Annotated in this window: 24 protein-coding genes; 20 read left to right on the top strand and 4 right to left on the bottom strand. The window is 70.2% G+C overall.

Features of this window, described 5'->3' with window-relative positions; translation table 11 throughout:
* Positions 1–425: 425 nt before the first annotated feature.
* From R6Y94_RS24970 to eccB, 16 genes are all read left to right on the top strand, one after another.
* A complete protein-coding gene (locus R6Y94_RS24970) occupies positions 426–1556 on the top strand; it encodes a radical SAM/SPASM domain-containing protein (RefSeq protein ID WP_318398278.1) in 1131 nt (376 codons plus the stop codon).
* Positions 1546–2454 (top strand): aKG-HExxH-type peptide beta-hydroxylase, encoded by a 909-nt coding sequence (locus R6Y94_RS24965; protein WP_318398277.1) that lies wholly within the window; start codon positions 1546–1548, stop codon positions 2452–2454. Before R6Y94_RS24970 ends, R6Y94_RS24965 begins: the two co-directional genes overlap by 11 nt.
* A gap of 67 nt (positions 2455–2521) precedes the next feature.
* On the top strand, positions 2522–2680 hold the full coding sequence (locus tag R6Y94_RS24960; protein WP_318398276.1) for a hypothetical protein: 159 nt from the start codon (positions 2522–2524) through the stop codon (positions 2678–2680).
* A 174-nt stretch (positions 2681–2854) separates the two neighbouring features.
* Positions 2855–4000, top strand: a complete 1146-nt coding sequence (locus R6Y94_RS24955; RefSeq protein ID WP_318398275.1) for a YcaO-like family protein — start codon at positions 2855–2857, stop codon at positions 3998–4000.
* The gene (locus tag R6Y94_RS24950; protein WP_318398274.1) at positions 3993–4709 is read left to right on the top strand and encodes a TfuA-like protein; all 717 of its coding nucleotides are present in this window, start codon (positions 3993–3995) and stop codon (positions 4707–4709) included. Before R6Y94_RS24955 ends, R6Y94_RS24950 begins: the two co-directional genes overlap by 8 nt.
* Complete coding sequence (locus tag R6Y94_RS24945; protein WP_318398273.1) at positions 4709–5560, top strand: class I SAM-dependent methyltransferase; 852 nt, start codon at positions 4709–4711, stop codon at positions 5558–5560. Before R6Y94_RS24950 ends, R6Y94_RS24945 begins: the two co-directional genes overlap by 1 nt.
* A complete protein-coding gene (locus R6Y94_RS24940; RefSeq protein ID WP_318398272.1) occupies positions 5554–6243 on the top strand; it encodes a 2OG-Fe(II) oxygenase in 690 nt (229 codons plus the stop codon). The genes R6Y94_RS24945 and R6Y94_RS24940 overlap by 7 nt, the downstream gene beginning before the upstream one ends.
* A gap of 11 nt (positions 6244–6254) precedes the next feature.
* Positions 6255–6914, top strand: coding sequence for a TylF/MycF/NovP-related O-methyltransferase (locus R6Y94_RS24935; RefSeq protein ID WP_318398271.1), 660 nt, complete (start codon positions 6255–6257; stop codon positions 6912–6914).
* Entirely contained in the window at positions 6911–7810 is a 900-nt protein-coding gene (locus R6Y94_RS24930; RefSeq protein ID WP_318398270.1) for a serine/threonine protein kinase, read from the top strand. Before R6Y94_RS24935 ends, R6Y94_RS24930 begins: the two co-directional genes overlap by 4 nt.
* 68 nt (positions 7811–7878) lie before the next feature.
* Complete coding sequence (locus tag R6Y94_RS24925) at positions 7879–8742, top strand: hypothetical protein (protein ID WP_318398269.1); 864 nt, start codon at positions 7879–7881, stop codon at positions 8740–8742.
* Complete coding sequence (locus tag R6Y94_RS24920; protein WP_318398268.1) at positions 8739–9419, top strand: dTMP kinase; 681 nt, start codon at positions 8739–8741, stop codon at positions 9417–9419. The genes R6Y94_RS24925 and R6Y94_RS24920 overlap by 4 nt, the downstream gene beginning before the upstream one ends.
* Complete coding sequence (locus tag R6Y94_RS24915; RefSeq protein ID WP_318398267.1) at positions 9412–9864, top strand: NUDIX domain-containing protein; 453 nt, start codon at positions 9412–9414, stop codon at positions 9862–9864. Before R6Y94_RS24920 ends, R6Y94_RS24915 begins: the two co-directional genes overlap by 8 nt.
* Positions 9857–10948, top strand: a complete 1092-nt coding sequence (locus tag R6Y94_RS24910; RefSeq protein WP_318398266.1) for an aminotransferase class I/II-fold pyridoxal phosphate-dependent enzyme — start codon at positions 9857–9859, stop codon at positions 10946–10948. Before R6Y94_RS24915 ends, R6Y94_RS24910 begins: the two co-directional genes overlap by 8 nt.
* Positions 10939–11874 (top strand): Rossmann-like domain-containing protein, encoded by a 936-nt coding sequence (locus tag R6Y94_RS24905; protein WP_318398265.1) that lies wholly within the window; start codon positions 10939–10941, stop codon positions 11872–11874. The genes R6Y94_RS24910 and R6Y94_RS24905 overlap by 10 nt, the downstream gene beginning before the upstream one ends.
* 446 nt (positions 11875–12320) lie before the next feature.
* A complete protein-coding gene (gene eccD / locus R6Y94_RS24900; RefSeq protein WP_318398264.1) occupies positions 12321–13703 on the top strand; it encodes a type VII secretion integral membrane protein EccD in 1383 nt (460 codons plus the stop codon).
* A gap of 1 nt (position 13704) precedes the next feature.
* Positions 13705–15129 (top strand): type VII secretion protein EccB, encoded by a 1425-nt coding sequence (gene eccB, locus R6Y94_RS24895; protein ID WP_318398263.1) that lies wholly within the window; start codon positions 13705–13707, stop codon positions 15127–15129.
* 160 nt (positions 15130–15289) lie between these two features.
* On the opposite strand, the gene R6Y94_RS24890 is transcribed toward eccB, so the two are convergent.
* The 3 genes from R6Y94_RS24890 to eccCa form a co-directional block, all read right to left on the bottom strand.
* Complete coding sequence (locus R6Y94_RS24890; protein WP_318398262.1) at positions 15290–16792, bottom strand: hypothetical protein; 1503 nt, start codon at positions 16790–16792, stop codon at positions 15290–15292.
* Between the two features lies 1 nt (position 16793).
* Complete coding sequence (locus R6Y94_RS24885) at positions 16794–17114, bottom strand: hypothetical protein (protein ID WP_318398261.1); 321 nt, start codon at positions 17112–17114, stop codon at positions 16794–16796.
* 86 nt (positions 17115–17200) lie between these two features.
* A complete protein-coding gene (gene eccCa / locus R6Y94_RS24880) occupies positions 17201–21202 on the bottom strand; it encodes a type VII secretion protein EccCa (protein WP_318398260.1) in 4002 nt (1333 codons plus the stop codon).
* Positions 21203–21395: 193 nt separating this feature from the next.
* Here eccCa and R6Y94_RS24875 point away from each other — a divergent pair, with 193 nt between their 5' ends.
* Together R6Y94_RS24875 and R6Y94_RS24870 are read left to right on the top strand one after the other, a co-directional pair.
* Positions 21396–21746 (top strand): WXG100 family type VII secretion target, encoded by a 351-nt coding sequence (locus tag R6Y94_RS24875; protein ID WP_318398259.1) that lies wholly within the window; start codon positions 21396–21398, stop codon positions 21744–21746.
* A gap of 29 nt (positions 21747–21775) precedes the next feature.
* Complete coding sequence (locus R6Y94_RS24870) at positions 21776–22072, top strand: hypothetical protein (RefSeq protein WP_318398258.1); 297 nt, start codon at positions 21776–21778, stop codon at positions 22070–22072.
* 168 nt (positions 22073–22240) lie between these two features.
* Here R6Y94_RS24870 and mycP read toward each other — a convergent pair whose 3' ends face one another.
* Positions 22241–23533, bottom strand: a complete 1293-nt coding sequence (gene mycP, locus R6Y94_RS24865; RefSeq protein ID WP_318398257.1) for a type VII secretion-associated serine protease mycosin — start codon at positions 23531–23533, stop codon at positions 22241–22243.
* 126 nt (positions 23534–23659) lie between these two features.
* On the opposite strand from mycP, the gene R6Y94_RS24860 reads away from it, so the two are divergent.
* Together R6Y94_RS24860 and R6Y94_RS24855 are read left to right on the top strand one after the other, a co-directional pair.
* Positions 23660–24052 carry a YbaB/EbfC family nucleoid-associated protein gene (locus tag R6Y94_RS24860; protein WP_318398256.1) on the top strand — a complete coding sequence of 131 codons (393 nt, stop codon included), beginning with the start codon at positions 23660–23662 and terminating at the stop codon, positions 24050–24052.
* The gene (locus tag R6Y94_RS24855; protein ID WP_318398255.1) at positions 24040–24381 is read left to right on the top strand and encodes a hypothetical protein; all 342 of its coding nucleotides are present in this window, start codon (positions 24040–24042) and stop codon (positions 24379–24381) included. Before R6Y94_RS24860 ends, R6Y94_RS24855 begins: the two co-directional genes overlap by 13 nt.

The raw sequence follows: 24381 nt of genomic DNA, 5'->3' as shown, positions 1-24381 counted from the left end.
GACGCATCCGTGTCGAAGATGCTACGACCGCCTGCGTATATTTGGCGTATATACAAAGCACATTCGATACACCCTGTGTCGGTCGCGTAACACATAGAGGATGGCGGCACGCCTGCTCAGAACAGGCGTTGATCAGGGCTTGTGGATCATCGTCGCAGTGGGTATCGTCCAGGACCCAAAGCCTCCGGCGAGTTATTCAGGGTCAAGGGTCAGGGCGGCGAGAAGAGAAGCCGTCCACCTCTATCCTGAGGCACTCAGACGCCTCAAGAACCTACTCAGGACGCACGGGCGGGATAGCTGATGTCACGGAAGTCAGAACTGTCGACCACGGATAAGGGCGACCTCCTAGTTACGCCACGGTGGTAGCAGCGATGGCGTCACAGCAGTCGACACTACGTACACCCGGGCCGAACGAGCCGTTGTCGGTGATCTTGAAACTCGTCGGGGACGCCTGCAACATCAACTGCTACTACTGCTACGAGAAGCGCAAGCCCTACGCCGGCTACGACAAGCTCTCTCTCGAGACCGTCGCACGCCTGCTGGACCTGGCGGACGGCCGGCCACTGAGCCTGGAGATGCACGGCGGCGAGCCGCTCCTGTACGGCATGGAGGCGACCTCCGGCCTGCTGAGGTTACTGCGGGGCTACCCGGGAAACGTGTCCTTGAGCGTACAGACGAATGGCACCATGTTGACGCCGGCATGGTTCGACCTGTTTGCCGAAGAATGGCCGGATATCGACATCGGAATATCTCTTGACGGGGATCCGGAGGCCAACCGCAGCCGTGTCGACTACCGTGACCGGAGCACATCCGAGCACGTACACCAGGCACTGGAACTGGCCGCCGAGCGCCGCCTCGCGGTGGGCTTGATCTCGACCGTGACCAAGGACGTGTCGCTCCGCCCGGAGGAGACGCTCGACTTCGTCGCACGGTTCGAGGCGGTGAAGGCGGTGAAGTTCTCGCCCTGCTTCGACTTCAACGTCATGCCGAAACGAATTCCGGTCGGCAATCGCGAGACCATGCTGCCCCTGTTGCCCAAGGGCAAGGAGCACGCCGGCTGGGCGATCACGCCACTCGAGTTCTCCGCGTTTCTTGTCAGGGCGTACGACCACTGGCGCGGTACCGGCCTGTTCCAACGGTTCCTGCTCGAGCCGTTCACCAGCGTGATCCGGGTGCTCGCCGGCCGCGACACCCGATTTTGCCACTTCACAGAGCAGAAGTGCGCCTTCGTGCTGACCCTCTACCCCGACGGTCGGCTTGGCAGCTGCGACGAGCTGGGCGTACCCGACGGGCTGCTCGGTACCGTCCACGACCTACCCTCGCTGGCCGCGGCGACATCCCTCGTCACCAACCCTTCGCTGCGTACCGGCCTTGACGAGCTGCTCGACAAATGCACCGACTGCGACTACCGGCAGACATGCGGCGGAGGCTGCCTCGCCACCCGCCTGCGTTACCGGAACAGCGCCTTCTACGAGGACTACTGCACCCATCGAATCGAGATCATTGATCACATCGCGGCGGATATCGCCGGAGAGCGGGCAGCCCGTGAGCACTGACGTCGCCCTCACACACGTGTGGCCGAGCCTCGCACATGAACTGAAGGACCTGCGCGAACGTCGCGCGGCACAGGTGCGGGCCGCCGCGGCACGCCTCGACGAGCGCTTCGTCGTTCCACCGACGCTTGATGCGCGGCAGTACGCCCTACTGCACCATTTCACCTATGCCATCACGGCCGAGGTGCGCGCGCGGCGCCTTGACGACGCAGGTGACCTGATCCAACGTTGGGCGACGGCATCCACCGCGAGCGGCACCTCGCTGCTGCCAGGGCATGACGTAGGCATCGTCGCTGCCGACGAGTGTGAGCGGTCCGACGACGACCGGTACGAGTCCCCGCTATTCCTCCACCTGGACCCGGCTTCACGAGCGGTGCCGTCGGCGCCGTGGTCAGGTGCCGGGGAAGCGATCCAACGCGCCGGACTGGACCACTTCATCACCTCCGTGACAGGTGTCGTTGTCACCATGCAGGCGCGCGGTCGACGCGACACCACACAGAGTTATGCGTTGAAGGCTCTGCCCGGCACGATCTTCATCGACGTCGTGCAGGATCCCGTCCGCCTGGGCGAGTTGATCCTTCACGAATCGGCCCACACCCTGCTGAATGAGATCTTCACGGCATGCGGGGTGGACTTGGATCCCGAAGCGCGCTGGTACTCGCCGTGGAAGCAGGCCTACCGGCCCGCGTACGGATTGTTGCACGCCGGCTTCGCCTTCGGGGTCCTGCAGAAGTACTTCGAGTTCCACGCGGCAGCCAGCGATCGGCCGTCCGCGTACGCCCGAATCCGGGCAGAGATCGGCGCGGAACAGTGGGACCTCGCGCGCGGCTCCGTGCGGGACGCCCTGGCCGAGGTCCGCGATGAGCGGGTGGCGTCACTGCTGTGGAACTTCGTCGCCTGATGGCGCCCGTTCCCAGAGGCAGGCGCCAACCGGTCCATGTCCCCAACCAGGCGCAGAAAGGAGCAGCATGAAGTCAGACCAGGAGTTCGAAGAGTTCGTGGACGCGATTCAGTCCGCCAACTTCGATCCTCGCGACACCCGCGCGACCGCCCACACGGCGGCCGTCTTCGCGAGCGACTGGGATCGCGTCGAAAAGGCGATCGAAGCTGACCAGACCGACAACTGAACCTCTTTCAACCTCCCCTTGCGGTCCGACGGACCGCAAGGGTGGACGCGACGCGTAAGCGCCGCACGGTCCAGGTTGGAAAAGGTTCACTGATCAGCCACGGCCGGTGGCTTCCGGGCTACCGGTGGCCACCGGCCGTTCCCCCGTCGACAACCTCGGAAGAGCCCAGTGATCATGCCGTCCAGCCCCACCGAAGAGGCCGTGTTGGCGGCGGCCCGTGCCTGGTCCGCCAGTGTGGGGGTGACCCGTAGCAGCAGCATCACGCGTCTCGACCGCATCGGCGTACCCGTTGCGATGGCCGTGCGGCCCGGCGCGCTGGCCGGATCACTAGTCGTCACGGGCGGTAAGGGAACGACCGAGGCCGCGGCTGAGATCGGGGCCCGGCTGGAGGCGGTGGAGTTGGCGGCCGCCGAGCACACCCGATCCCAGGTGCCGCTCGTCCGGACCACATACCGGGCAATCGCCGCCCAGCTCGGCGGTCCCGCCGCGCTCCTGCGGCTGTGTCCCCGCATGGACGTACGGATTCCACTGGACGAGGAGGTGACCGCGGCCGAGGGAACGGACCTGTGCGCTGCCGCGCCCCGTCGTCTCCCCAGCGAGCTGGTTCTCCTTCCACCGCCGCCCGACGCGGCCGTCCGGCCGTACTTCGGGGCGAGCTCCTTCGGACTCGGATGTGGCCTGACGCTGGAGCAGGCCACCATGCACGCCATGCTGGAGGTGCTGGAACGCGATGCCCTCTCGTTTCCATCGCACGCCGGTCAGGAATGGGCCATCGACGAGTGCTCGCTGCCCGACCGACTCAGGGACCTGGTGGCGCGCGCTCGCCAGGCCGACGTCGCGGTGCGGCTACTGGTCGTCAGGCAGGAGTTGGGACTGCCGGTCGCGCACGTCGTGCTCTGGGATCGGGCCGAGACGGACCGGCGGTTCGTCAACGGCGGGCACGCCTGCGCGCGTTCACTCGAGGCGGCTCTGGAGCGTGCCCTACTCGAGGCGCTACAGAGCCGTGCCGCCTTCATGCACGGCGGCCGCGAAGATCTGCCGAGCCTCGTCGAGGTCGCGACGGAGCAGCCCCGGCCGGGTGACGGGTGCTCACTGTCCGACGTCAGGCATCAATTCAGCCAGGCGATACCCGACGACTGCGCTGGTCTCGCACACTGGCTGGCCGAACGCGGCGTCGGTCCGACGATCCGGTTCGTCCTCCGTGACGGGAGCATGGGCGGGCCGTGGGTGGTGCGCACCGTCATTGTCGGCTGCGAATCATACGTACCCCGGCTCTCGCCTCGAGTGGGTCCGAGGCTCGCGGCGTGGTCGCATGGCTGACCGTGACCTGATCTTCGTCGGGCCGACCGGCTACCAGTCGAACCGTCTCGGCGCCGCCTCCGAGCGGTACTCGGTGTTTCCGCCGCTGATCCGAGGCATGTTGGGACCGGTGCTGCACGATCACCCCTCAGGCCGGGTGATCCTTGTCGACGGTGGCTTCTACCACGAGTACGCGGTGGACCACCGGGAGATCTGCGCCGCGTTACGGGACGGACGCGAAGTGATCGGGCTGGGCTCCATGGGAGCGTTGCGCGCGGTCGAACTGCGGTCCCACGGCATGCGCGGCTACGGCGCGGTGGTGGAGCTCATCGGACGCTACGGGCTCTACGACGACGAGGTCATGCTCCTACACGGAGCCGAGCCGCCGTACCGGCCGGTGACTGTTCCTCTCGTGGAGGTTCGCGCGGCGCTCGGACATCTGCTGCTCGCCGGGCTCGTGGATGCCGACGATGTGGCAGGTGTCATCGCCGAGATAGCCGGCCTCTGGTTCGCCGACCGCAGCATCCCACGGATCCTGCAGGCACAGCAGCGCCGGACTCCAGGCCGTCCCCAAGCTGTGGAGGCGCTGCGCAACCAGTTGCAGGGACCGGCGCTGTTGAAACGAATCGACCTGGAGTGCCTGCTCGCCGGCTCAGCACCGCCTGCGGTCCGCCTGCTGCCATGCGGCGCGGTCGTTCCGGACTCTCCGCACGGGTTCGAGCCGGCCTGATGTTCACCGCACTCAGCATGCCCGCAGACTGGGCCCACATCTCCGCCAACGGCGTTCCCTATCATGATCCCGTCATCGGACCCCGCCTCGCCGAACTGCAGTGCCGCGACGACAGCGAGGTCGCCGGCCGCAGTGCGGCGGCGGTGCGCCGGGAGCTGAACTGGCTCGGACTCACCGGCGACGAGCGGATCTTCCACCCCTGCTGCGGCCCGGGAACCTACGCCCGCGAGATCGCGAACGGCACGGGCTGCCGCCGTTACCTGGGTGTCGACATCAACCCGGCAGCGATCGCTGCGGCGACTCGTCGCTGCACCGATCGGAGGTGCCGCTTCCAGCTCGGCGCGTTCGGAACAGACTCCGCTGTGCCGGCGCATGACCTCTGCCTTCTCAGCTACGAACTGATCAACCAATTCGCACCGCCGGCGCTCGTGGCGACGCTCGGTCACATCGCCGCCGGGCTCGCGCCCGGTGGGCGGGTCTTCGCCGACGTGCGCACTCGGGCGGGCTCCGGGATGCATCCGGTCGACAGCCGGTCGAGTCACTATCCGGCCGGCACAGGAATCTTCCTGCACGACGAACACGACGTCGAGTTCCAGGCTCGGTTCGCCGCCGAAGGGCGCCTCTACCTGCAGCGTTTCCGGATCACGCGGGACGACGGGACGGGACGAGAGTTCTACTCCTGGCTGTGGCTGTACGACCAGGACGAGGTCGCACGCGCGGCCGCATCGGCCGGCCTCGACCTGGCCGCGGCCGCGCACGTTCATGCCGGCACCGATATGCGGCCGCCGTCCGCGGCCGGCTCGATCCAACTGGTGTTCGTGAAGAAGAGGAAAGGCGCACGACCATGTTGACGACCTCGGAATCGCTCCTGGTGCACAGTATCGAGCAATTCCTGACCCCGACCGAGTGCCAGGCGGTCTGCGATGCGGTGGATGAGCAGATCGCGGCCGAGGGGCGTTCCGCTTTTGAAGGGCAGCGCTCCGTGTCGGTTCACGCCGTCGACGGAATGAGCACCCAGGACGTGATGGACCTCTATGAGCCGGCGGGCCGCCTGGAGCTGTTTCCGCTGCCCGAGGCGGCGACGACGGTGCTGGATGAGGCCGCAAGGCGCGCTCTTCCCCACCTGCGCAGCCTGTTTCCCACGGGCCGCCGGCTGACCTCCTGGATCTATCTCGAGTACGGCGTGGGCCAGTACATCACGCCGCACATCGATATGCCGTTCGACGAGAACCAACCGGATCACGTAAAGGTCGCCGGAGTGAGCATAACGCTCAACGACGGCTTTACCGGCGGCGAGTTCGTTGTCGAAACCTGCGGCAGCCCGGACTTGTGGACCGAGCCTACGGATGAATTGCGGAGAGTCCGTGAAGGAGGGGACTACACCACGCCGTGGTACAAGGCGCTACCGCGGACTCAATGGCGCACCCGCGTAACAACGGGCGACCTGGTCATGTTCGGCAGCCAGCTCAGCCACAGTACGGAGCCGGTCACCCAGGGACGGATCAAAAAAGTCATCGGCTTCTTCACCAACTGACGGAGAGTGCAATGGACGCGCGTCTCGCATACGAACTGGCTGCGCTCAATTCCAATATGTCCGATGTAGAGCGGCTGGTCTCACTGCACTGGGGCCTGTCCTCGGTCCTGCGGGCCGGGGTCGCGGGCGACGTTGTGGAGATCGGTTGCAACGCCGGTTACACCAGCGTCTGGCTCGCGACAACCATGCTGGCGCTGGACCCGGAACGTGAACTGGTGCTGTTCGACAGCTTCGCCGGGATGCCCGCGCCCGGGGATCTGGACACCCATCTGCCAGAGGGCGAGTGCCTGGCGTCGGCGGAGCAGGTCGAGCACAACTTCCGCACCCGGAGTCTGCCGATGCCTCGCGTCGTCGCAGGCTGGTTCGACGAGACACTCTCCCAACTACCCCAGCGGGTGTGTTTCGGTTACCTCGACGGCGATCACTACCGCTCCATCCAGCTGAGCCTGGAGCAGGTGTGGCCGCGCCTGGAGCCCGGTGGGCTGCTCGTCATCGACGACTACTGCGACTTGAGCCGCAACGAGCGGGCCTGGGATGGGCTGCCCGGTGTGAAGAAGGCTTGTGACGAGTTCTTCGCCGGCACCGGCTGCGCGGTGGAGGTCATCCCAGGCACCTCCGATCTGACGCTCGGCTACGTGTACAAGCCCGCGCCGCAGGGCGAGTCCCGATGACGGCCGACACGCCGGCGATGCACCTCGAGTCCCTGGCAGGAGTCTCGCCGACCCACGTGTTCCGCGACGTGCTGGAGACGACCACGGCCTACAAGTCCAGGTCGGTGGTCTCGTTCACCGGATGGAGTACCCTCCTGCTGGTCGAGCGGGCCGACGTCCCGGGCGTGGAGTTCGTCGCCAAGGGGTTCTTCGGCTACCACAGCGTCATCGACGCCGCCCCGGTCCAGCTGCGTGCGGAACTTCATGGCTACTACTGGTACCGGCAACTGCCGGAACAGGCACACCAGTATGCGCGGGACCACTTCGTTCAGGAGGCCGACCTGCTGTCGCGGCTGAGCGGCTCGCCGTACTTCCCCAACCTGGTGGAGATGAACCTCGCGGCCCCGGTGCCTCATTACGTGATGGACTACCTACCGCTCGGCTCGGTGCGTCAATGGCTCGCCACGCATGGGGCGCCGTCGCCGAACGCCGCCGTCGCCTTTGCACGCCGGCTGCTGACCGGGTTGGCCGTCCTTCATGACGCCGGGTATGTCCATCGGGACATCAACGCCGAAAACGTGCTGATGGCCGACGACGGGCCCGTCATCGCCGATCTGGGTTGCGTCCGCGCCCTCACGGCCGCCGAGCCACGATCGCCGAAGTCGGCCTTGATCTCGTGGCCACCGGAGTACGACGCGGGGTACCACGAGGCGGACTTTGCCAGTGATCTCTACTGTTTCGGAATGGTGATGTACGAGCTGCTCGCCGGCACCATGCCCCGGTACGGCGCTCCGCCGTTGCGCAGCGTGGCGACCGCGCACGACCCACGATTGGTCGATCTGGTCGAGCGGTGCGTGCAGTGGAGGCGCGACGGCCGGCCGCAGAGCGCCGCCGCCGCCCTGGAGGCGCTGTCGTGACTGCCCGGACACTCGCACCGCGTTCGCCGGTGACCGCCCCGCCTCATCCTGACGACCTGATGCGGCACATGTTTCTCGGCCGGTTGATCAGCCAACATACGATGATCTTCGAGCCTCTGGTGTACGCGGAGCACCTTCGCGTCCTGGCGAGGCTGGTCGACGACTCCGTGCTGACCCCGACCGGCGCCGGACAGCTCGCCGCATACACCCCCGCGAATGTGGCTACCGTATGTATGGCCGCCGCCGCTGGTGTGCCGGACGGCGGCTGGCCGGCATTCGCCACCAGCCTGCGATCCCACGAACTGTCCGTCGGCGTCCGTAGCCACCGGTTCGTGGTCAGTTCGTCCAGCACGGAGGACCTGCAATCTATGCGGGCGGCAGTAGAAATCCTCGTGGACGGCGACCTGAGCGCCCTGGTGGAACTGGGGACGGGTGGATTGGTACCCGTCGCGGCGCTGCCCGGGCAGGGAAGCCTGGGCGCCAGGCTGCTACTGGCGCGGGATCGAATGTTCGCGCCGGGCGCCTCCGTGCTGGAGTGCCTGCTGTACGAGGTGATCGCCGCCCCCGCGCGGATCTGGGCGGCAGTCGAGCCGTCCGTGTACGAGTGTCTTCGTCGCATTCTCGCCCCGGTCCGAGTCGAGGACGTCTTCGTCGCCGGCTGCGTGGCTCAACTACTCGAGCGGGCGGACGACCGCGGAGACAATCTCGCCGCGCGTATACCTGCACTGGTCGCACTGGTGGAGACAGTCCGTTCGCCGCAGACGAGCGCCGCTCGAACCGTCGCCCTGGGGCTGAAGGAGGCATCGTTGTTCGCCGAACTGCTGTGCTGCTGGTGGCCGGGAACCGAGCGGGCGGTGCATCTGTTCACCTCCCGGCTCGACTACCTGACACGACACCCAGCCGGGCATCGAGCGCAGGAGCGCTGGTCATGATCCCGGCGAGCCGGCGGGACCGGAGGTTTCCGTTCATCGCATTGGAGGGAACCGACGGCAGCGGAAAGTCGACGCTACGGATCGAACTGGCGAAGGCGTTACGGCGAGTCGCACCGACCGTGACGGAGCTCGGCCAGCACAGCTGGCTTGACGCCGCCTCCGCACGTGTCATCGTGGGCAACCGGATGGCTCGCAGCAGTTGGAACGCCGAAGCTGTCGTGGAGGCATACCTTCGGGACAAGCATCTCCACTTCGAGTTCAACATCAAGCCCGCTCTCGCCGTCGGTCCGGTACTCACCGACCGGTACGTGCTGAGCGATATCGTCTATCACCACGTCCTGCACGGTGTACCGATGGAACGCATCAGCGCCGCCATGGAAGCACTGCGAATGCCGGCCCCCGACGTGATCGTCTTCGTCGACACCCCACCCGCGCTGGCATGGACGCGGATCGGCACACGCAACAAGGAGCTGCGTCCCTACGAACGTCCGGACACACTCGTCCAGCTGTACGACGCCTACGACCGCGCTATTCAGGCCAACCTTGTGCCGACGCGCATCCTGCGATTCCGCAACAACGACCAGCTGTCGGAGAGCGCTGTACAGGGCCTCGTTGACTCGCTGCTGCCAGAGTTCCCACATTTGTCGACCAACCGAGAGGCGCCCACCGATGTCTGAGGTCCGAGTACGCGTTGCCGCCTATGTCGTGCGTGACACGCCCACGGGACCGGAACTGCTGGTGTTCGACCATCGCGATCAGCCCGAAGCAGGCACGCAGGTCCCTGCCGGAGGCGTGGACGCTGCTGAACCGCTCGAGGACGCGGTCATTCGCGAGGTGGCTGAAGAGACCAGTACCGTCGCGGTCACCGTGCGGAGAAGTCTCGGCGTACAGCAACGGCCACACCCGCACACCGGTGAGCCACGGGTCACCGTCTTCTACTACGCGACCACGACGGAAAGTCGGGACCGCTGGTCTCACCAGGTCGCGGGCAGTACCGGCACCGATGACGGGATGGTGTTCGACTGCTTCTTCATCCCGCTGACGCAGGCGCTGGACCTGCTGCCGGACCGGCAGGACGAGTTCGTTCCAGCGCTGCTCAAGCTTCTGCCCGAGAATGCATAGCGTATCCGCGGGCTCACCCAGGACGTCTCACCCGGCGTCGTCGCCGAACGACCTCTCGTCGGGCAACCCGGATCCGGACCTGCTCCTCTGGCGCCACGATCGCTGGCCCACCACGGTTCCATCCGAGCTGCTGCTCTACGGCACCCCCCGGATCGTCGATGCTCTGCTCATTCAGGCACAGGCATACCTCGCCGGCCAGGGGGTCGCCCGCGATCACATGACGCTACTGCCCGGCGGGCTCGAGGCGGTTGACCGTGCTCTGGCGACTCTGATGCGCTCCGGAGACCGCATCATCGTGGAAAGCCCCACGTACAACGGGGACCTCCCGCTCATCGCCGCGCTCGGTCTGGTGCCCGTGCAGGTACCTGTGGACGAGGATGGATTCCAACCAGAGGCGTTCGCCGAGGCGCTCGCGGATGCCACAGGCGTCCTGTACCGCCCGCGGGCGCAGAACCCCACGGGGGCGGCGCTCACGGCGCGGCGCGCCGAGACACTGGGTGCCATGATCCAGCAGCATCCGCAGCTGCTGGTGATCGAGGAAGACCACGCCGGGGGGATCGCGGGTGCCGACTATGTCTCCGCCATTCCCGCTGGGCACCCGCGATGGCTACACGTCGCGTCCGTGTCCAAGTGGCTTGCCCCCGACCTGCGGTTCGCGATGGTGTCTGGTGACAGCGAGTCGATCGGGCGCCTGGATCAGCGCAGGCTGCTGGGCGGCGGGTGGATCAGCCGCATGACGCAGCTCGCTGTGGCGGCCCACCTGGCCGACCCCGGACTTCCGGCCGACCTGGCCCGGGTGCGCGCGGAATACGGCACGCGACGCCGGCACATGCTCGGGCAGTTGGCGGAGCGCGGCCTGTGCGGGCACGGGCGCACAGGGCTGAACGTGTGGATCGAGGTACCCGATGAGGCGGAGACCGTGGCGCGGCTGGCTGCGCACGGTTGGCGCGTTGCCCCCGGATCGCGGTTTGCGGCCGCGGTGCCGGCGATACGGGTGACCGTGGCCGGCCTCGGTGCGGCGGAGGCGGGCCGGTTCGCCGATGACCTACTGTCAGCATGCCAGGGAGCAACACCGTGTCGCTAATCGAGGCTACGATCCGTCACGAGCTACGCAAAGCCGCAGATCATGGCAAGCGTTCGGTGGACGAGGTTCTGACGGGAAGGTCCTTTGCGGCCGTGGTACTCGACGACGGCAGCATCGGCGCCGCCATGGACTACGAGCGGTTCCGCCCCGGCGTCGCGTCACCCGCCGCAGTCACGAGTCTGCGAGGCGTCCACCTGGCCGACTACCTCGGGACGTCGCCCGGCGCGTCCCTGTTGGACTGTGACCTGGTGTGCACACCGGCGGCTGGTTCGGACCTGACCAGGCAAGCCGTCAAGATTGCTCTCCTCAGCGCGTTGTCTCGATCCTGGTTCCGGCATGGCGCGCTGGAGGAAGCGGGATTCGATCACCTAGTCGCGCCGTTCGACGAGGTACACCCTCATCAGCCGGGGTCAGCGGTGACGGAGGCACTGACCCGAGCTGTCGGAGACGCCGGTACAGTCGGCATCATCGGCTTCGGCGGGCTGATGGAGCACCTGGCCGAAATCGACGGTGTACGCCGCGTCCTGGTAGCCGACCTGCACGAAGCCCCACGCGCCGAGCGCGTCCGAGAGACTCTCGCCCGGTTCAACGCCAGGTTCGGTGAGCCGCGCATCCAGATGGTGGGCAACGATCTCCGCCGCCTGGCCGACGAGTGCGAGGTCGTCCAGATCACACCCTCGTCGCTCTGCAACGCCACGATGGACGAGGTACTTCGGACGCTGCGCGGGTTGCGGCTGATCGTCGTCGGGCCCAGCGGCGCCCTGCCACCGCCGGTGTGGCGTGGGTACGGCGCGGTCCTGGTCTGCACCGAACTCAAGGACAGCCGCTTCGTACGGGCCTACCACAACGACGACCATCTGTACGAATGGTTCGTGGAGTATGACCGTCGGCTGGTCTATTGGCCGACGAGCGGCGATGGCCGGTGATATCGGGCACCCGTCCTGTCGTCGATCCGGTCACGCCGTCCGGTTGAACTCGTGCGCGACACGGCAGCGGACCCACGAGGCCATTGATCGGTCGCCTGCCTCGGTGCGGCGCTTGACCTCGTGGCGCACGTCCGAGGGAAGCGTGCGGGGATGGGCGAAGTCACCCGCGCTTCGCGGCGCCCAGTGCTGTCACCGGCGTGCGGGTCTCCCCCGGCCGGCCGCTGACCCGTCGGACCCGCAGGTGCGGTGCGAAGCGAGCGTCAAGCTCGCCGAGGGGCCGGACGAGGCGGTGCCGGCGCCCGCACCCACCCTGCCCAGCCGCGTGGCCGCTAGCTGCCGACCCGCTTCCCCGGCGGATCGGGTCGAGTCAGGGTAGGTGCGTCCCCCGCCCCGGGTGGGCCCTCCGGCAGGTTGCTGCCGCCGGGGGCGAATGTCTCGGAGCTGCCATGAACACCACTGGCCTGGTCCGGGTGACCGTCGCGGCGCCCTCCCGACGGATCGACCTGGCCCTGCCCGAGCGGTCGCCGCTCGCCGAACTGCTGCCCGCCCTGTTGGCACACGCGGGCGAGAGCCTGGCCGACGCCGGGGTCGGTTCCGGCGGGTGGGTGTTGCGCCGGGTCGACGGCACGGCGCTGGACCCGGCCCGCACGCTGACCGGGCATCGGGTACGGGACGGCGAGGTGTTGTACCTGACGCATGCCCGTACCGACTGGCCCGAACTGGAGTACGACGACCTGGTCGACGCGATCGCCACCGGCTCCGCCCGGATCGGCGGCACCTGGGGCCCGCCGCACACCAGGGCGGCAGGCCTCGCCGTGGGCGCGCTGGCCGCCCTGCTCTGCCTGGTCGCGGTGGTCCGGGCGGGACCGCCGTGGTCCGGTCCGGCGTGGTGGGCACTCGGTGCGGCCGGCCTGCTGCTCTCCGCCGGTGTCGTGGCGGCCCGGGCGGGCGGCGACGCCGGGGTCGGCGTGGTCAGCGCACTGGTCGCGTTGCCGCTGGCGGCCGCCGGCGGTGGCCTGACCCTCGCCGGTGACCGCGCGCTGACCACGCTCGGCGCACCCCACCTGCTGGCCGCCGGAGCCGCGCTGCTCCTCGCCTCGATGGTCGGCCTGCTCGGCGTGGTGGACCGGGCCGCGCTGTTCGTCGGCAGCGCCACGGTCGGCCTGCTCGGGGTCGTCGGCGGCTGGCTCACCACCCTGGAGTCGCTGGAGGGGCACGAGACCGCCGCGATCGTGGCAAGTCTCGGCCTGGCGTTCTCTCCGGCACTCGCCCCGCTGTCGATCCGGCTGAGCCGGGTACCGATGCCGGTCCTGCCGCGCGTCGCCGCCGATCTGATGCGCGACGACCCACAGCCACCCCGGGCCGCGGTGTACGCCGCCGTGGTGCGGGCGGACAGCCTGCTCTCCGGCATGGTGGGCGGCCTCGCACTGGTCGTCGCCGTCTGCCAGGTGCTGCTGGTACGCGACGCCGGCACCGCCACGGTGGTGCTGGTGGCCGTCCTGACGGTCGGGTTCCTCCTCCGCGCCCGGCTCTATCCGATCGGACGGCAGCGGGTGCCCATGCTGGTCGCCGGGCTCGCCGGGGCAGTGTGCCTGGTCACCGGGCCGCTGATGGCGGACCGGTCGAACCTGCTCACCGTGACCGGACCGGTGCTGCTGCTGGTCGGCCTGCTCGTCGCGCTGGCCGCCGTATGGCACGCGACCCGCCGCCCCAGCCCGTACCTGGGCCGGTACGCGGAACTGCTGGAGGTGCTGGTGGTACTGGCGGTCGTACCGGTGGCCTGTGCGGTGCTCGGCTGGTACGGCTACGTACGCGGGTTGGGCGGCTGACATGGCGTCCAAGCGCGACCAGTTGCACGCACACCAGTTCCTGGTGCAGCGGGTGATCTCGGGGCTGGTGACCAGGGAGAGCGACCCGGAGCAGCCACCGTTCCGCCGGCCGGTCAACGCCGCATACGGCGGCATCGCCCTCGCGGTGATCGCGCTGGCCGTGGTCGGCATCTACGGGATCATCGTGCCCGGCGGCAACAAGAGCTGGCGCGGCGGCGACGCGGTGGTCGTCGAGAAGGAGACCGGGACCCGCTACGTCTACCTGGACGGCCGGCTGCATCCGGTCGCCAACTACACCTCGGCGCTGCTGGCGCTGGACCGGCACGCACCGACCCGGGTCGTGTCGCGCAACTCGATGGTCGGGGTGGGGCGCGGCCCCCGCATCGGTATCCCGGACGCGCCCGACGCCCTGCCCGCGCCGAAACGGTTGCTCGCCGGGGATTGGACGTTCTGCTCCCAGCCCGGCCGGGACCGGACCGGGGCGGCCGTCTCCGAGTCGGTGCTGATGGTCGGGCACCGGCCGGCGGCGGGCCACCCACTGGCGGATCGCGCGCTGCTGGTCGCGGTGGCCGGGACGGGCGAGCGTCACCTGGTGTGGCACGGGTACCGGCACGAGATCGGCAGGGCGGACGCGGTGGCCGTGGAGGTGGCGCTGCGCGCCGGGCCGGCGATCCCGGTCAACCCGGCGGTGGTCGACGTGCTGCCGGCCGGCCGGCCGATCGCGCCGATCGCGGTACGGGAGGTCGGCAAGCCGTCCCGGGCGGTGCCCGGCCGGAAGGACATCCGGGCCGGCCAGGTGCTGGTGGCGACGAGTTCCGGGGGCGTACAGCACTATCTCGCCGAGGTCGATCAGTTGCGGCCGATCAGCGAGTTGCAGTACGACATCCAGCTCGCCTCCCGTGGGACCGCCGCCGCCTACCCCGGGGGCGAGCCGACCGGCGTCCCGCTCAGCCTGCCGGAGGCGGCCGGGTCCAAGCAGGCGGCCGCCGTACCCGTGGCGGCCGGCAGCCCGCCAGTCCAGCGGCCGGAGTTCGCGACCGGTGCCACGACGACCACCATCTGCCTGGTGTTCGCCCCGCGCGGGCCGGTACCGATCGTGCTGCTGGATCCGGGGATGCCGGACGCCGACCCGCTGCGGCAGACCCCCGGCAGCACCGACCTGGGCACCCGGCTCGCCGACCGGGTGCTGGTGCCGGGCGGCGGGGCCGCGGTGGTGGAGTCGATGCCCGGCCCGGATGCTCCGGCCGGCACCCTGCTGCTGGTAACGGACCTGGGCATCGCCTACCCGATGGCCGAGCCGAAGGTCCTCGATGTGCTCGGCTACCCCGGCGTACGCCCGGTCGGCATGCCCGCCGGGGTGGTCAGCCGGCTACCGATGGGCACCACCCTGAGCCATGACGGTGCGCTGCGCCCCAGCCGGATCTGACCCCCGGTCAGCTCCACCGGACCGGCCAGACCTGAACCCCGGTCAGCTCCACCCCACCGCACCGGCCAGACCCGAAACCCGGCCCCTTTCCATCGGAGCAAGCCGGACGCGCCCCGGGGAGAAAAGATCCCCCGGGGCCGCGACGTGGGACGTGACGGGGTCAGTGGCGGTGGATCCGCGCCGCCGGGCGGGAGCCGTCGGTGCGCTGCTCACCGACCTGCCACAGGTCCTCGTCGATCAATTCCACGGTGGCCGGCGCGTCCGCCTCGCGGATCCGTCGCGACCGGGGTGGGACCGTGTGCGGGTTGCCCTTGCCCGCCTTGCCGCTCAGCATCGCGGGCATGCCGGGGGTGGGGTTCTGGGGTCCACGGCCCCGGCCGGTCGACGAGGACCTGGCCGCGCCCGACCCCGGCCCGGTGCCACCGCCCAGTCCCGCCCCGGCTCCGGCCGCCGGCGGCATCATGGGCGGCATCATCGGCGGGATGCCGGCGCCGGTGGCCGAAGCCCCTGCGGTCGTGACGGGCGGCAGCGCGGGCGGCGGGCCGCTCGGCGCGACCTGCGCCGGCACACCAACCGGGGCGGCCGCCTGCGGGATCGAGGCAGAGCCCACGCCGACACCACCGGAGACGCCCCCACCACCGAGGCCCGCCACCCCGGCACCACCACCGGGACCACCGAGGTTCAGCCCCGGGACGCGGGCGCCGCCGCCGAGACTCGCGGCAGGCACCCGCCCGCCTCCGCCGGCACCGCCGGTCGGCGGGCTCATCGGCGGGAGACCCGGGCCGATGCCGGGGCCACCGCCGATCGGCGGGACCGTCGGCGGGGCTCCGCCGGGGCCGGTTCCGCCGGGGGACGGGACGCCGGTCGACGGCAGTGTGGGGGTGGACGGCTGGCCGGAGAGCGACGGCGCCGGCCCGCTGCCGGTGGGTGCCGTGCTGTCGCTCGTCGCGGCATCGTCCGACTGGGTGGGTACGTCCGGCATGGTCTCGGGGACGCTGCCCGGCGGGACGGTGCCGGGGGCGGTGTCCAGAGTGTTGCCTCCGGGGGTGGTGCCGACCGTGTCGCCACCGGGTCCGGCGGTCCGGAGCGGGGCGTCGGCGGACAGCGGGTCCAGCGCGTCCGGGAGCCAGATGTCACCGTTCACGGCCGCCGCCACCGCGTTGGTCGCGTCGTCGAAGAGCTTGCCGAGCGCGGTCATCCTGGCGGCGGCAGCCTGGAGGTACCCCTCGATCCGGGCTGCGAGCTGCGCGGCACCCGCGGCCCAGCCAGGATCGGAGAGGCCCATCGGCGGGTTGTCGGCCACTTTGAGCTGTTCGATCAGCGGCTTGGCCAACTCGTACTGCTGCACCACGAAGGCGTAGGTGGGACCGATCTCCTCGCCCGCATCCTGGATCTTGTGCCATGGCGCCTGCCCGCCGATCTGGTCGCGCCAGCCCCCGATCGCCAACGCATCCTTCTCGGCGGCGTTGCGCATCTTGCCGCCGTTCGAATCGTCCCACGCCTCGTTCAGCGCGGCGGTCTCCTCCGTTATCGACCTCGACGCCTCGACCAGCTCGCCCCAGGCTCGGGTCCACACGCCGATCTGCGCCCAGATGGCCTCCTTGTGATCGTTCTCTGCCTTCATGGTCTGCACCATCTGCTCGAACTGTGCGGTGTAGTCCATGTCATTCCCCCTCCGGGCTCGGTGCGGGCGGGGTGGCGGGCCGTAGGCTCTCGATGGAGATCCGGTTCTCGTCGTTCGCGGCGAGGTACTGATGTCCGCCCTGACTGGCGGCATACTCGAACTGGTCGAAACGGCTGTTGACCATGGTCATGAAGTTCGTCAGGGTCTCCAGGGCTCTGGCGTTCGCGGTGACGAAGTTCTGGCATTCCGGCAGCCCACCGCAACCGGAGAGCTGCTGCTCCGGCGGAGTGGCTCTGGCGAGCGTGTAGCGCAGCATCGCGTCGGGTTGCCCGCTGAGCAGCCCGCCTGATGGATGTGTCATCTGTCCTCCCGGTCCAACTGGGTCGGTGCCGTTGGTGCAGTTCAGCAGCCTGGCCGCCGGGCCGGGTGCCCGACGACCGCAAGCGGTCAGGCCGGATCGGCGGGTGGCAGCCAACCGAGCTGGACGATCTGCGGCGCGCCGCGACGGGTGAGGAGCCGCCCGCGGCCCGGGGGCAGCGGCTCGGCCTTGAGCCCGCCGAGCAGTGGTCCCTCGTCCTTCGACCCGGACAGCAGCAGGCCGGCCGAGCCGACGTCCCGGACCCGGGCGACGAACGGGTCGTGCATCGCCCGGCCGGCCCCGCCGGTACGCCGGGTCAGCACCAGGTGCAGACCGATGTCCCGGCTCTGCGGCAGGTACGGCAGGAGGGGCAGCAACGGGTTGTTCGTCGGCGTGGTCACCAGGTCGTAGTCGTCGACGAGGACGAACAGCTCCGGCCCCTGCCACCAGGCCCGCCTGCGCAACTGCTCCGGGGTGACGTCGGGTCCGGGCAGCCGGTCGGCCATGCCCCGGGCCGCCTCCGCGACCAGGTGTGTCGTGGTGACCAGGTCGGTGCCGTAGCCGAGCAGGTACTCGTCGTCCACCTCGCCGAGCAGCCCCCGCCGGTGGTCGATCAGGATGAGCCGCACCCGGTCCGGCCCGTACGTGTGCACGATCCGGCGGGCGAGCATGCGCAGGAACCCGGTCTTGCCGGACTCGACGTCGCCGAAGAGCAACACGTGCGGTTCCGAGTCGAAGTTCAGCCGTACCGGCGCGAGATCCTGTTCGGCGATGCCGATCGCGAGTTGGAGGTTCTGCGGGTCGTCCGCGGGCGGCAGGGCGAGGTAGGGCACCCGGTCGGGCAGCATCCGCACCGCGGGCGCCGGATCGCCCGTCCAGGCGCCGCGCACGGCGTCGACCATTCCGGCCATCCCGGCGGTCAGGTCGTCGGGGGTCCGCCGGCCGTCGACGCGCGGCAGCGCCATCAGCATCTCGTGCTTGCCGACGCTGATCCCGCGGCCGGGCGCGTCCGCCGGCACCCGCATGGCGGTCTTCCGGTCGATCATGGAGTCGATGGGGTCGCCGAGCCGCAGCTCCACCCGGGTTCCGAAGAGGTCCCGCACCGCGGTCCGCAGATCGAACCAGCGCGAGCATGCGACGAGCAGGTGTACCCCGTAGGCCAGTCCGCGGGTCGCGATCCCGGCGACCACCTCCTCGAGGTCCTCGAACTCCTTCCGAAAGGTCAGCCAGCCGTCCACCACCAGGAAGACGTCGCCGTGCGGGTCGTCGGCGACGCCGCCGCCCGCGAGCAGCGCCCGGTAGGCGGTCATGCCGTCGATCTCCCGGTCGGCGAACCGGCGTTCCCGCTCGGTGAGCACCGTCGCCACCTCGGCGACCGTACGCCGGACCGCCGCCGGATGCTGCCGACCGGCCACTCCGCCGACGTGCGGCAGGCCCTGGAGCGAGCCGAGCGCGCCGCCGCCGAAGTCCAGGCAGTAGAACTGCACCTCGCCCGGCGGGTGGGTGAGCGCGAGGCTGGCGACGATGGTGCGTAGCGCGGTGCTCTTCCCGGACCGCGGCGCACCGACCACCACGGCGTGTCCGGCTGCGCCGGCCAGTTCCAGCACCAGCGGGTCGCGTCGCTGCTCCAACGGCCGGTCGACGACCCCCACCACCGCCCGCAACGAGCCGCGTCGGTCGGGCCGGGCCGCCACCAGCCCGCGTGCCGGCTCGGCGACCACCCCGCCGAGCAGCTCGTCCAGGGTCGGGGACTCCGCCAGCGGCGGCAGCCACACCTGGTGCGCCGGCGTACCCCGGCCGGCGATCCGCTCCACCAGGATGTCCAGCAGGCTCTCCCCGACGGCCTCGTCCGGATCCTCCTGCGGCCCGGTGGGCTCGGGCTCCGCCTCGACCTGCGGAGCGAGGTAGCTGGTCGAGTACTCCATCAGCCCGAGCCGTTCCGGCTCGCCCGGACCGGTGGCAGCGGCGACGGTCGGACTGTGCACCCCGGAGACGTACGCCGCCCGGAACCGCGTCATCGGTTCGGTGCCGAACTTCAGGAATCCGTGGCCCGGCGCCCGGGGTAACGAGAACGCGTCGGGTACGCCGAGCACCACCCGGCTGTCCATGTCGGAGAAGGTACGCAGACCGATCCGGTAGGAGAGATGGGCGTCCAGGCCCCGCAGCCGCCCCTCCTCCAGCCGCTGGCTGGCCAGCAGCAGGTGTACGCCGAGCGAACGGCCCACCCGGCCGATCTGCACGAAGATGTCGATGAAATCCGGGCGGGCCGACAACAGCTCGCTGAACTCGTCACAGACCACGAGCAGCGTCGGCACCTCGGACAGCGGCGCACCGGCCGCCCGGGCCTTCTCGTAGTCGCGCATCGAGGAGAAGTTCCCCGCCGCCCGGAGCAGTTCCTGGCGCCGGATCAGCTCACCGTTGATCGCGTCGGCCATCCGGTCGACCAGCGGCAGCTCGTCGGCGAGGTTGGTGATCACCGCGCTGGTGTGCGGCAGCCGGTCCATCCGGGCGAAGGTGGCGCCGCCCTTGAAATCGATCAGCGCGAAGTTGAGCATGTTCGGCGGGTGGGTCACCGCCAACGCGAGCACCAGGGTACGCAGCAGCTCGCTCTTGCCCGACCCGGTGGCGCCGATCAACAGCCCGTGCGGGCCCATGCCCTCCTGCGCCGACTCCTTGAGGTCCAGTTCGATGGGGGTGCCCTCCGGCCGGATGCCCAACCGCACCCGCAGCCGGTCCCGGCTGGGCCGCTGCACCCAGGTGTCCACGGGATCGAACGCGTACGGGTCACCGAGGTCGAGCAGGTCCTCGAGGCCGAGTTCGATGTTCAGCGGCTGCTCTCCACGGCCGCCACCGGTGAGCCGCAGCGGTGCGAGCTGGCGGGCCAGCGCCTCGGCGCCGGCCATCGACAGCGCGTCGGCCCGGCCCAGCTCGGTCTCCCCGTCGGTGGTCATGCTGGACAGCGAGCCGTCGTCGGCGATCTCCAGCACCACGGTGGACCGTTCCATGGCCCGGGGCGGTGCGGTGGTCAGGTCGACCACCGAGACGCCTTCGACGCCGCCGCCGGTCATCAGGTGGTCGGAGCCCGCGGTCGCGCCGCCGTCGAGCACCACCACGAGGTGGGGGCCGGCCACCCGGGCGCCCCCGTCGTCGGGGTCGAAGCGCGGGCGGTTGCCCAGCAGGTCGTCCAGCATCGCCTCGAGGGCGGTGATCGTCGGGGCGACCAGCCGGACGGGGCCGAGCGCGTCGACGCGGTCCGGGTGCAGCCCGTGCGGCAGCCACTTGAGCCATTCCCACTCGGGCCGGCACTCCGGCCCGGTGCAGACCGCGATCCGCAGGTCGTCGGGGGGGTGCAGGGTGGCAAGCTGGCCCAGCATCGCCCGGACCAGGCCGATGACCCGCTCGTGGTCGCCGCGCACGTGGATCCGGCTGAACCCGTTGACCGCCATCGCCAGCGGCAGGTCCGGGATGGCCGAGTGGGTGGTGATGAACCGGCGCAGGGCGAGCGCGGAGAGCGGCTCCAGTTGCTCCATCGGCTTGGTGTCCGGCGGGATCAGCCGGGTGGCCAGGCTCTGCCGGCCGACGCCGATCCGGGTCACGCCGAAGTCCGGGGCGTCCCGCCGCCGTTCCCAGAGCCGGTAGCTCGGCACCAGCGACCACAGCGTCGCGGGGTCCGGGTGCAGGTACCAGAGCGCGGCCCGCTGCCGGTCGGCGGCGCGACCGACGCGTATCCGGTGCTGGGCCAGGCCCCGCAGGTAGAGCCGGCGGGCATTGCCCATCTCGCGCTTGCTCGGCCCGCCGCTGTTGAGGAAGGCGACCGCCACCATGGCCAGCATCGCCACGCCGAAGAGCCCGAACACCACATAGCGCAGGGTGGCGTACCCGCCGGAGCCGCTGCCGCCGCCGAACATGCCACCGCTGAACATGAGCACCATCGCGCCCATCATCGCGATCATGGGCAGGACCATCAGCAGTTGCGTCCACTGCCGGGCCGGTGGCGGTGGGATCTCCGGGGGCGCTTCCAGCAACAGCTCTCCGGAGGGCATCTCCGGAGCCGGCCGGCGGGACGGCCTGCGCACCACCACCGTCGCCATGACCGTGACCTCCCTACGTCTTCCGCCTGCCGCGATCGTCGCCGCTGCCGAGGACGCGTGGGCCGGGATGGCAGGAAGGTGCCGACGGGGCCGCCGGTCGACCGGGTCCCCCTAGCGTCGACACCGGGTGCCGCATTCGCGGCCCGGGCCTTCCGGCTCACCAGCACCCGGCATCAGCAAGAAGGAGCAGCCGATGAGCATGCTTGCCGGTAGAACACCAGGGATAGATTCCGCGTCGCAGGCCACCAACGCCGTCGCCGATTCCATGGCGTCGTACATCTCCAAGTTGGAGGCGATCGTGGCGGAGGTGATGGAGACGTGGCGGGGAGGCGCGGACCAGGCATTCAGGGACAAGCACCAGGAGTGGCGCCTGGCCGGCGAGGACTGCGTCCGCAAACTCCGGGAGCAGACGGTCGCCCTGCAGAAGAGCAGCGGTGAGTACCAGGGCGCCAACACGGAAGCGGCGGGGCTGATGAGGGGGACGCAGCACGGCGGCGGGTCCGCCCCGTTCGCCGGCGCCCTCGGCGGCCCGGTCGGTCGATAGTCCGGACACCGGCAGAGAGGATTCGGCACATGACAGACTGGATCAGAGCCGACTTCGGGGCCCTTGACGGACTCCGGCAGGGCATCGCCACGACCGGCGCCGGCTTCGACGACGAACACGACAGCTGGTCGTCCGTGATAGGCCAGCTCACGCAGGACTGGCCGGACCTGGCCGGTGCCAAGTTCAACGAGGTCACCACGGCGGCGCTGAACTTCGACCGGGTGAACAACGAGTTTCTCGGCATGCTGGGCATCGCCGTCGACCGGGCGAACCAGCTCTACCAGGGCACTCTGGCGGAGGTCAGCAGGCTGATCCCGGACACCTGATCGGTGCGGAGCCGGCGCGGCGGTCCCGGGGAAATCAGCCCCGGGGCCGCCGCGCTGACGGCCGTCCCGGAGATGCGCCCTCCGGGGCACCATCCGGAGCGGGTACGGCAACAGTCAACTCCGGGGCGTCCCTTCGACCGGTCAACTCCGGGGCGTCCCTTCGACCGGTCAACTCCGGGGCGTCCCTTCGACCGGGGGCAGCGGAAACAGGAAGATCTGCTCCGGTGGTTCGTCCCGGGGCAGAGCGGCCGGCAGCAGTTCCGCCCGCCCCGGCAGCCAACGGCGGCGCCGGCCCCGCGGCAGCGCCCAGGCCAGCACGGCGGTCAGGGTGAGGGCCATCGCGCCCGCACCCGCGCCGAGCTTCGCGCTGACGCTCGCCCGGTCCCACCAGCCGGCGACGCGGACCGCGTCCGGATCAGGCGCCGGGAGTACCACCTCGGGCATCGCGAGCGGTTCGCGCCCGGAGAGCCCTTCCGTCACCGCCCGGTACGGGTCGACGACGCCGGCGCCGTACTCCCGGCTGGCCCGGCCGCCCCGGGCCGGTGCGGCGGTCGCCATGAGCCGCTGGGCCACCTGTGCCGCGGTCAGCTCGGGCCAGGCCGAACGCACCAGGGCGGCGGCGCCGGCCACGAACGGTGCGGCGAAGCTGGTGCCGTCGTGGTACGCGTGTCCACGGACCCTGGCCGCGCCGGCCACCCGGGTTCCCGGCGCCACCAGGTCCACGTAGTCGCCGACCTGCGAGCCCGACGAGCGGGCACCGGCGATGTCGATCGCGCCGACCCCGAGCACCCCCGGATAGGCCGCCGGAAACGACGCGGCCGGCCCGCGGTCCTGCCGGTTGCCGGCCGCCGCGACCAGCAGGGCGTCCTTGGACTGGGCGTAACGGACGGCGTTGCGTACCGCCGGGAAGTCGCCGTAGCCGGAGAGCGACAGGTTGATCACCTTGGCGCCCCGGTCGGCGGCGTACCGGATGCCCTGGGCGACCGCGCCGGGATCGATCGGGCTCGGCTCACCCTGGTCGTTGAGTTCGCGGTCGGTGATGCGGACCGGCAGAATCCGCGCCCCCGGCGCGACCCCGCGGAAGCCGACCCCACCCGCCGGTCCGGCGGCGATGATGGAGCCGACCGCGGTGCCGTGCGAGACGCAGTCGAAGTTGCCCGGCAGGTCACCCGAGAGGAAGAAGTCCGCACCGGCCAGCACCCGACCGCGCAGTTGCGGATGGTCCGCGTCCACCCCCGAGTCCACCACCGCGACGACGACGCCGGCGCCCGTGCTGTGCCGCCAGGCGCTCGGCAGGTCGAGTAGTTGCTGCGCCCACGGCAGGTCGGCGATGACCGGCCGCGCGGGCTCCGGGTCACGGCAGGCCCCGGCCGGTGGCGCGGCCGACGCGGGCCCGACCGAGACCGGCGGTACGGCCGCCGCCACCGCGATGGCCAGCAGAACGGCGGTGGGTCTCTTCATGGTGACGCATGTTCCGGTCACGCACCGGGTCCTGGCCCCCCGTGACCGGAACAGGTCAGCGCCGCCCGACGCGGCCAGGGGCACGACATGCTGACGATCGGGTGTGGAGCACAGTGGGAGGCCAGGTTGGACATCTCTGTTGCCGAGCTGTCCGCGCGGCTCGCCGAATACTCGCGGCTGACCGAGGACCTGCTGGCGATGCGCGAGGGAATCGACCAGATCCGTGTCACCGCCTACTCGCCGGACGGACTGGTCACCGTCACGGTCGGCGGCCGAGGTGAGCTGGTCGACCTCGAACTGGACCCGCGGATCTTTCGTGAACCGGACGCGACGGCCCTGGCCGGAAGCATTGCCGGGACCATCCGGGACGCGGCCGACGCGGCGGCCCGGGACGCGGCCCGGATCGCCGCGCGGCTGACCGGAGCCGAAACCGACGACGAGGTGGACCCCCTGTTCGACCCGGTTCTGCGGCTGCTCGACGGTGAGCCGGAGAGGAGTCAGCGGCTGTGGCGGGGATGACCGGCGACGGCATCGGAATGGACATCGGGTCGACCCGGGCGGTGATGGAGGCGCTCGGCCAGGTGGCCGCCGCGTTCCGGGCCGGCTGGACCAGCAGCGAGGCCGAGATCGAATCTCATGCCGGCCAACTCGGTAACGACCGGCTGGGCCGGAGCTTCCGCGAGTCGTTCGACCCGGTGGCGGAGCAGCTCGGGGTCGATGTCGACCTGCTGATCGGCAAGGTCGAGCGACGGGCGGAGACGGGCCGTCTCTCCGTGGACCGTTACGAACTCACCCGGACGGAGACCGAGCAGGTCGTCAGGGACGTGCCCCGAGCGGGCCAGTCGTAG

Origin of the sequence: Plantactinospora sp. KLBMP9567, assembly GCF_033446045.1 — a bacterium.
GTDB lineage: Bacteria > Actinomycetota > Actinomycetes > Mycobacteriales > Micromonosporaceae > Plantactinospora.
The sequence above is the reverse complement of the archived record's forward strand: the minus strand, read 5'-3'. Positions and strand labels throughout refer to the sequence as shown.

What these genes read in the sequence shown, in the direction of transcription:
- eccB (WP_318398263.1), top strand. Translation starts at nt 13,705, where the DNA reads ATGGCGTCCAAGCGCGACCAGTTGCACGCACACCAGTTCCTGGTGCAG.
- R6Y94_RS24885 (WP_318398261.1), bottom strand. Translation starts at nt 17,114, where the DNA reads ATGACACATCCATCAGGCGGGCTGCTCAGCGGGCAACCCGACGCGATG.
- R6Y94_RS24960 (WP_318398276.1), top strand. Translation starts at nt 2,522, where the DNA reads ATGAAGTCAGACCAGGAGTTCGAAGAGTTCGTGGACGCGATTCAGTCC.
- R6Y94_RS24950 (WP_318398274.1), top strand. Translation starts at nt 3,993, where the DNA reads ATGGCTGACCGTGACCTGATCTTCGTCGGGCCGACCGGCTACCAGTCG.
- R6Y94_RS24910 (WP_318398266.1), top strand. Translation starts at nt 9,857, where the DNA reads ATGCATAGCGTATCCGCGGGCTCACCCAGGACGTCTCACCCGGCGTCG.
- R6Y94_RS24935 (WP_318398271.1), top strand. Translation starts at nt 6,255, where the DNA reads ATGGACGCGCGTCTCGCATACGAACTGGCTGCGCTCAATTCCAATATG.
- R6Y94_RS24925 (WP_318398269.1), top strand. Translation starts at nt 7,879, where the DNA reads ATGTTTCTCGGCCGGTTGATCAGCCAACATACGATGATCTTCGAGCCT.
- R6Y94_RS24890 (WP_318398262.1), bottom strand. Translation starts at nt 16,792, where the DNA reads ATGGACTACACCGCACAGTTCGAGCAGATGGTGCAGACCATGAAGGCA.
- eccD (WP_318398264.1), top strand. Translation starts at nt 12,321, where the DNA reads ATGAACACCACTGGCCTGGTCCGGGTGACCGTCGCGGCGCCCTCCCGA.
- R6Y94_RS24875 (WP_318398259.1), top strand. Translation starts at nt 21,396, where the DNA reads ATGAGCATGCTTGCCGGTAGAACACCAGGGATAGATTCCGCGTCGCAG.
- R6Y94_RS24940 (WP_318398272.1), top strand. Translation starts at nt 5,554, where the DNA reads ATGTTGACGACCTCGGAATCGCTCCTGGTGCACAGTATCGAGCAATTC.
- R6Y94_RS24930 (WP_318398270.1), top strand. Translation starts at nt 6,911, where the DNA reads ATGACGGCCGACACGCCGGCGATGCACCTCGAGTCCCTGGCAGGAGTC.
- eccCa (WP_318398260.1), bottom strand. Translation starts at nt 21,202, where the DNA reads ATGGCGACGGTGGTGGTGCGCAGGCCGTCCCGCCGGCCGGCTCCGGAG.
- R6Y94_RS24955 (WP_318398275.1), top strand. Translation starts at nt 2,855, where the DNA reads ATGCCGTCCAGCCCCACCGAAGAGGCCGTGTTGGCGGCGGCCCGTGCC.
- mycP (WP_318398257.1), bottom strand. Translation starts at nt 23,533, where the DNA reads ATGAAGAGACCCACCGCCGTTCTGCTGGCCATCGCGGTGGCGGCGGCC.
- R6Y94_RS24920 (WP_318398268.1), top strand. Translation starts at nt 8,739, where the DNA reads ATGATCCCGGCGAGCCGGCGGGACCGGAGGTTTCCGTTCATCGCATTG.
- R6Y94_RS24870 (WP_318398258.1), top strand. Translation starts at nt 21,776, where the DNA reads ATGACAGACTGGATCAGAGCCGACTTCGGGGCCCTTGACGGACTCCGG.
- R6Y94_RS24945 (WP_318398273.1), top strand. Translation starts at nt 4,709, where the DNA reads ATGTTCACCGCACTCAGCATGCCCGCAGACTGGGCCCACATCTCCGCC.
- R6Y94_RS24915 (WP_318398267.1), top strand. Translation starts at nt 9,412, where the DNA reads ATGTCTGAGGTCCGAGTACGCGTTGCCGCCTATGTCGTGCGTGACACG.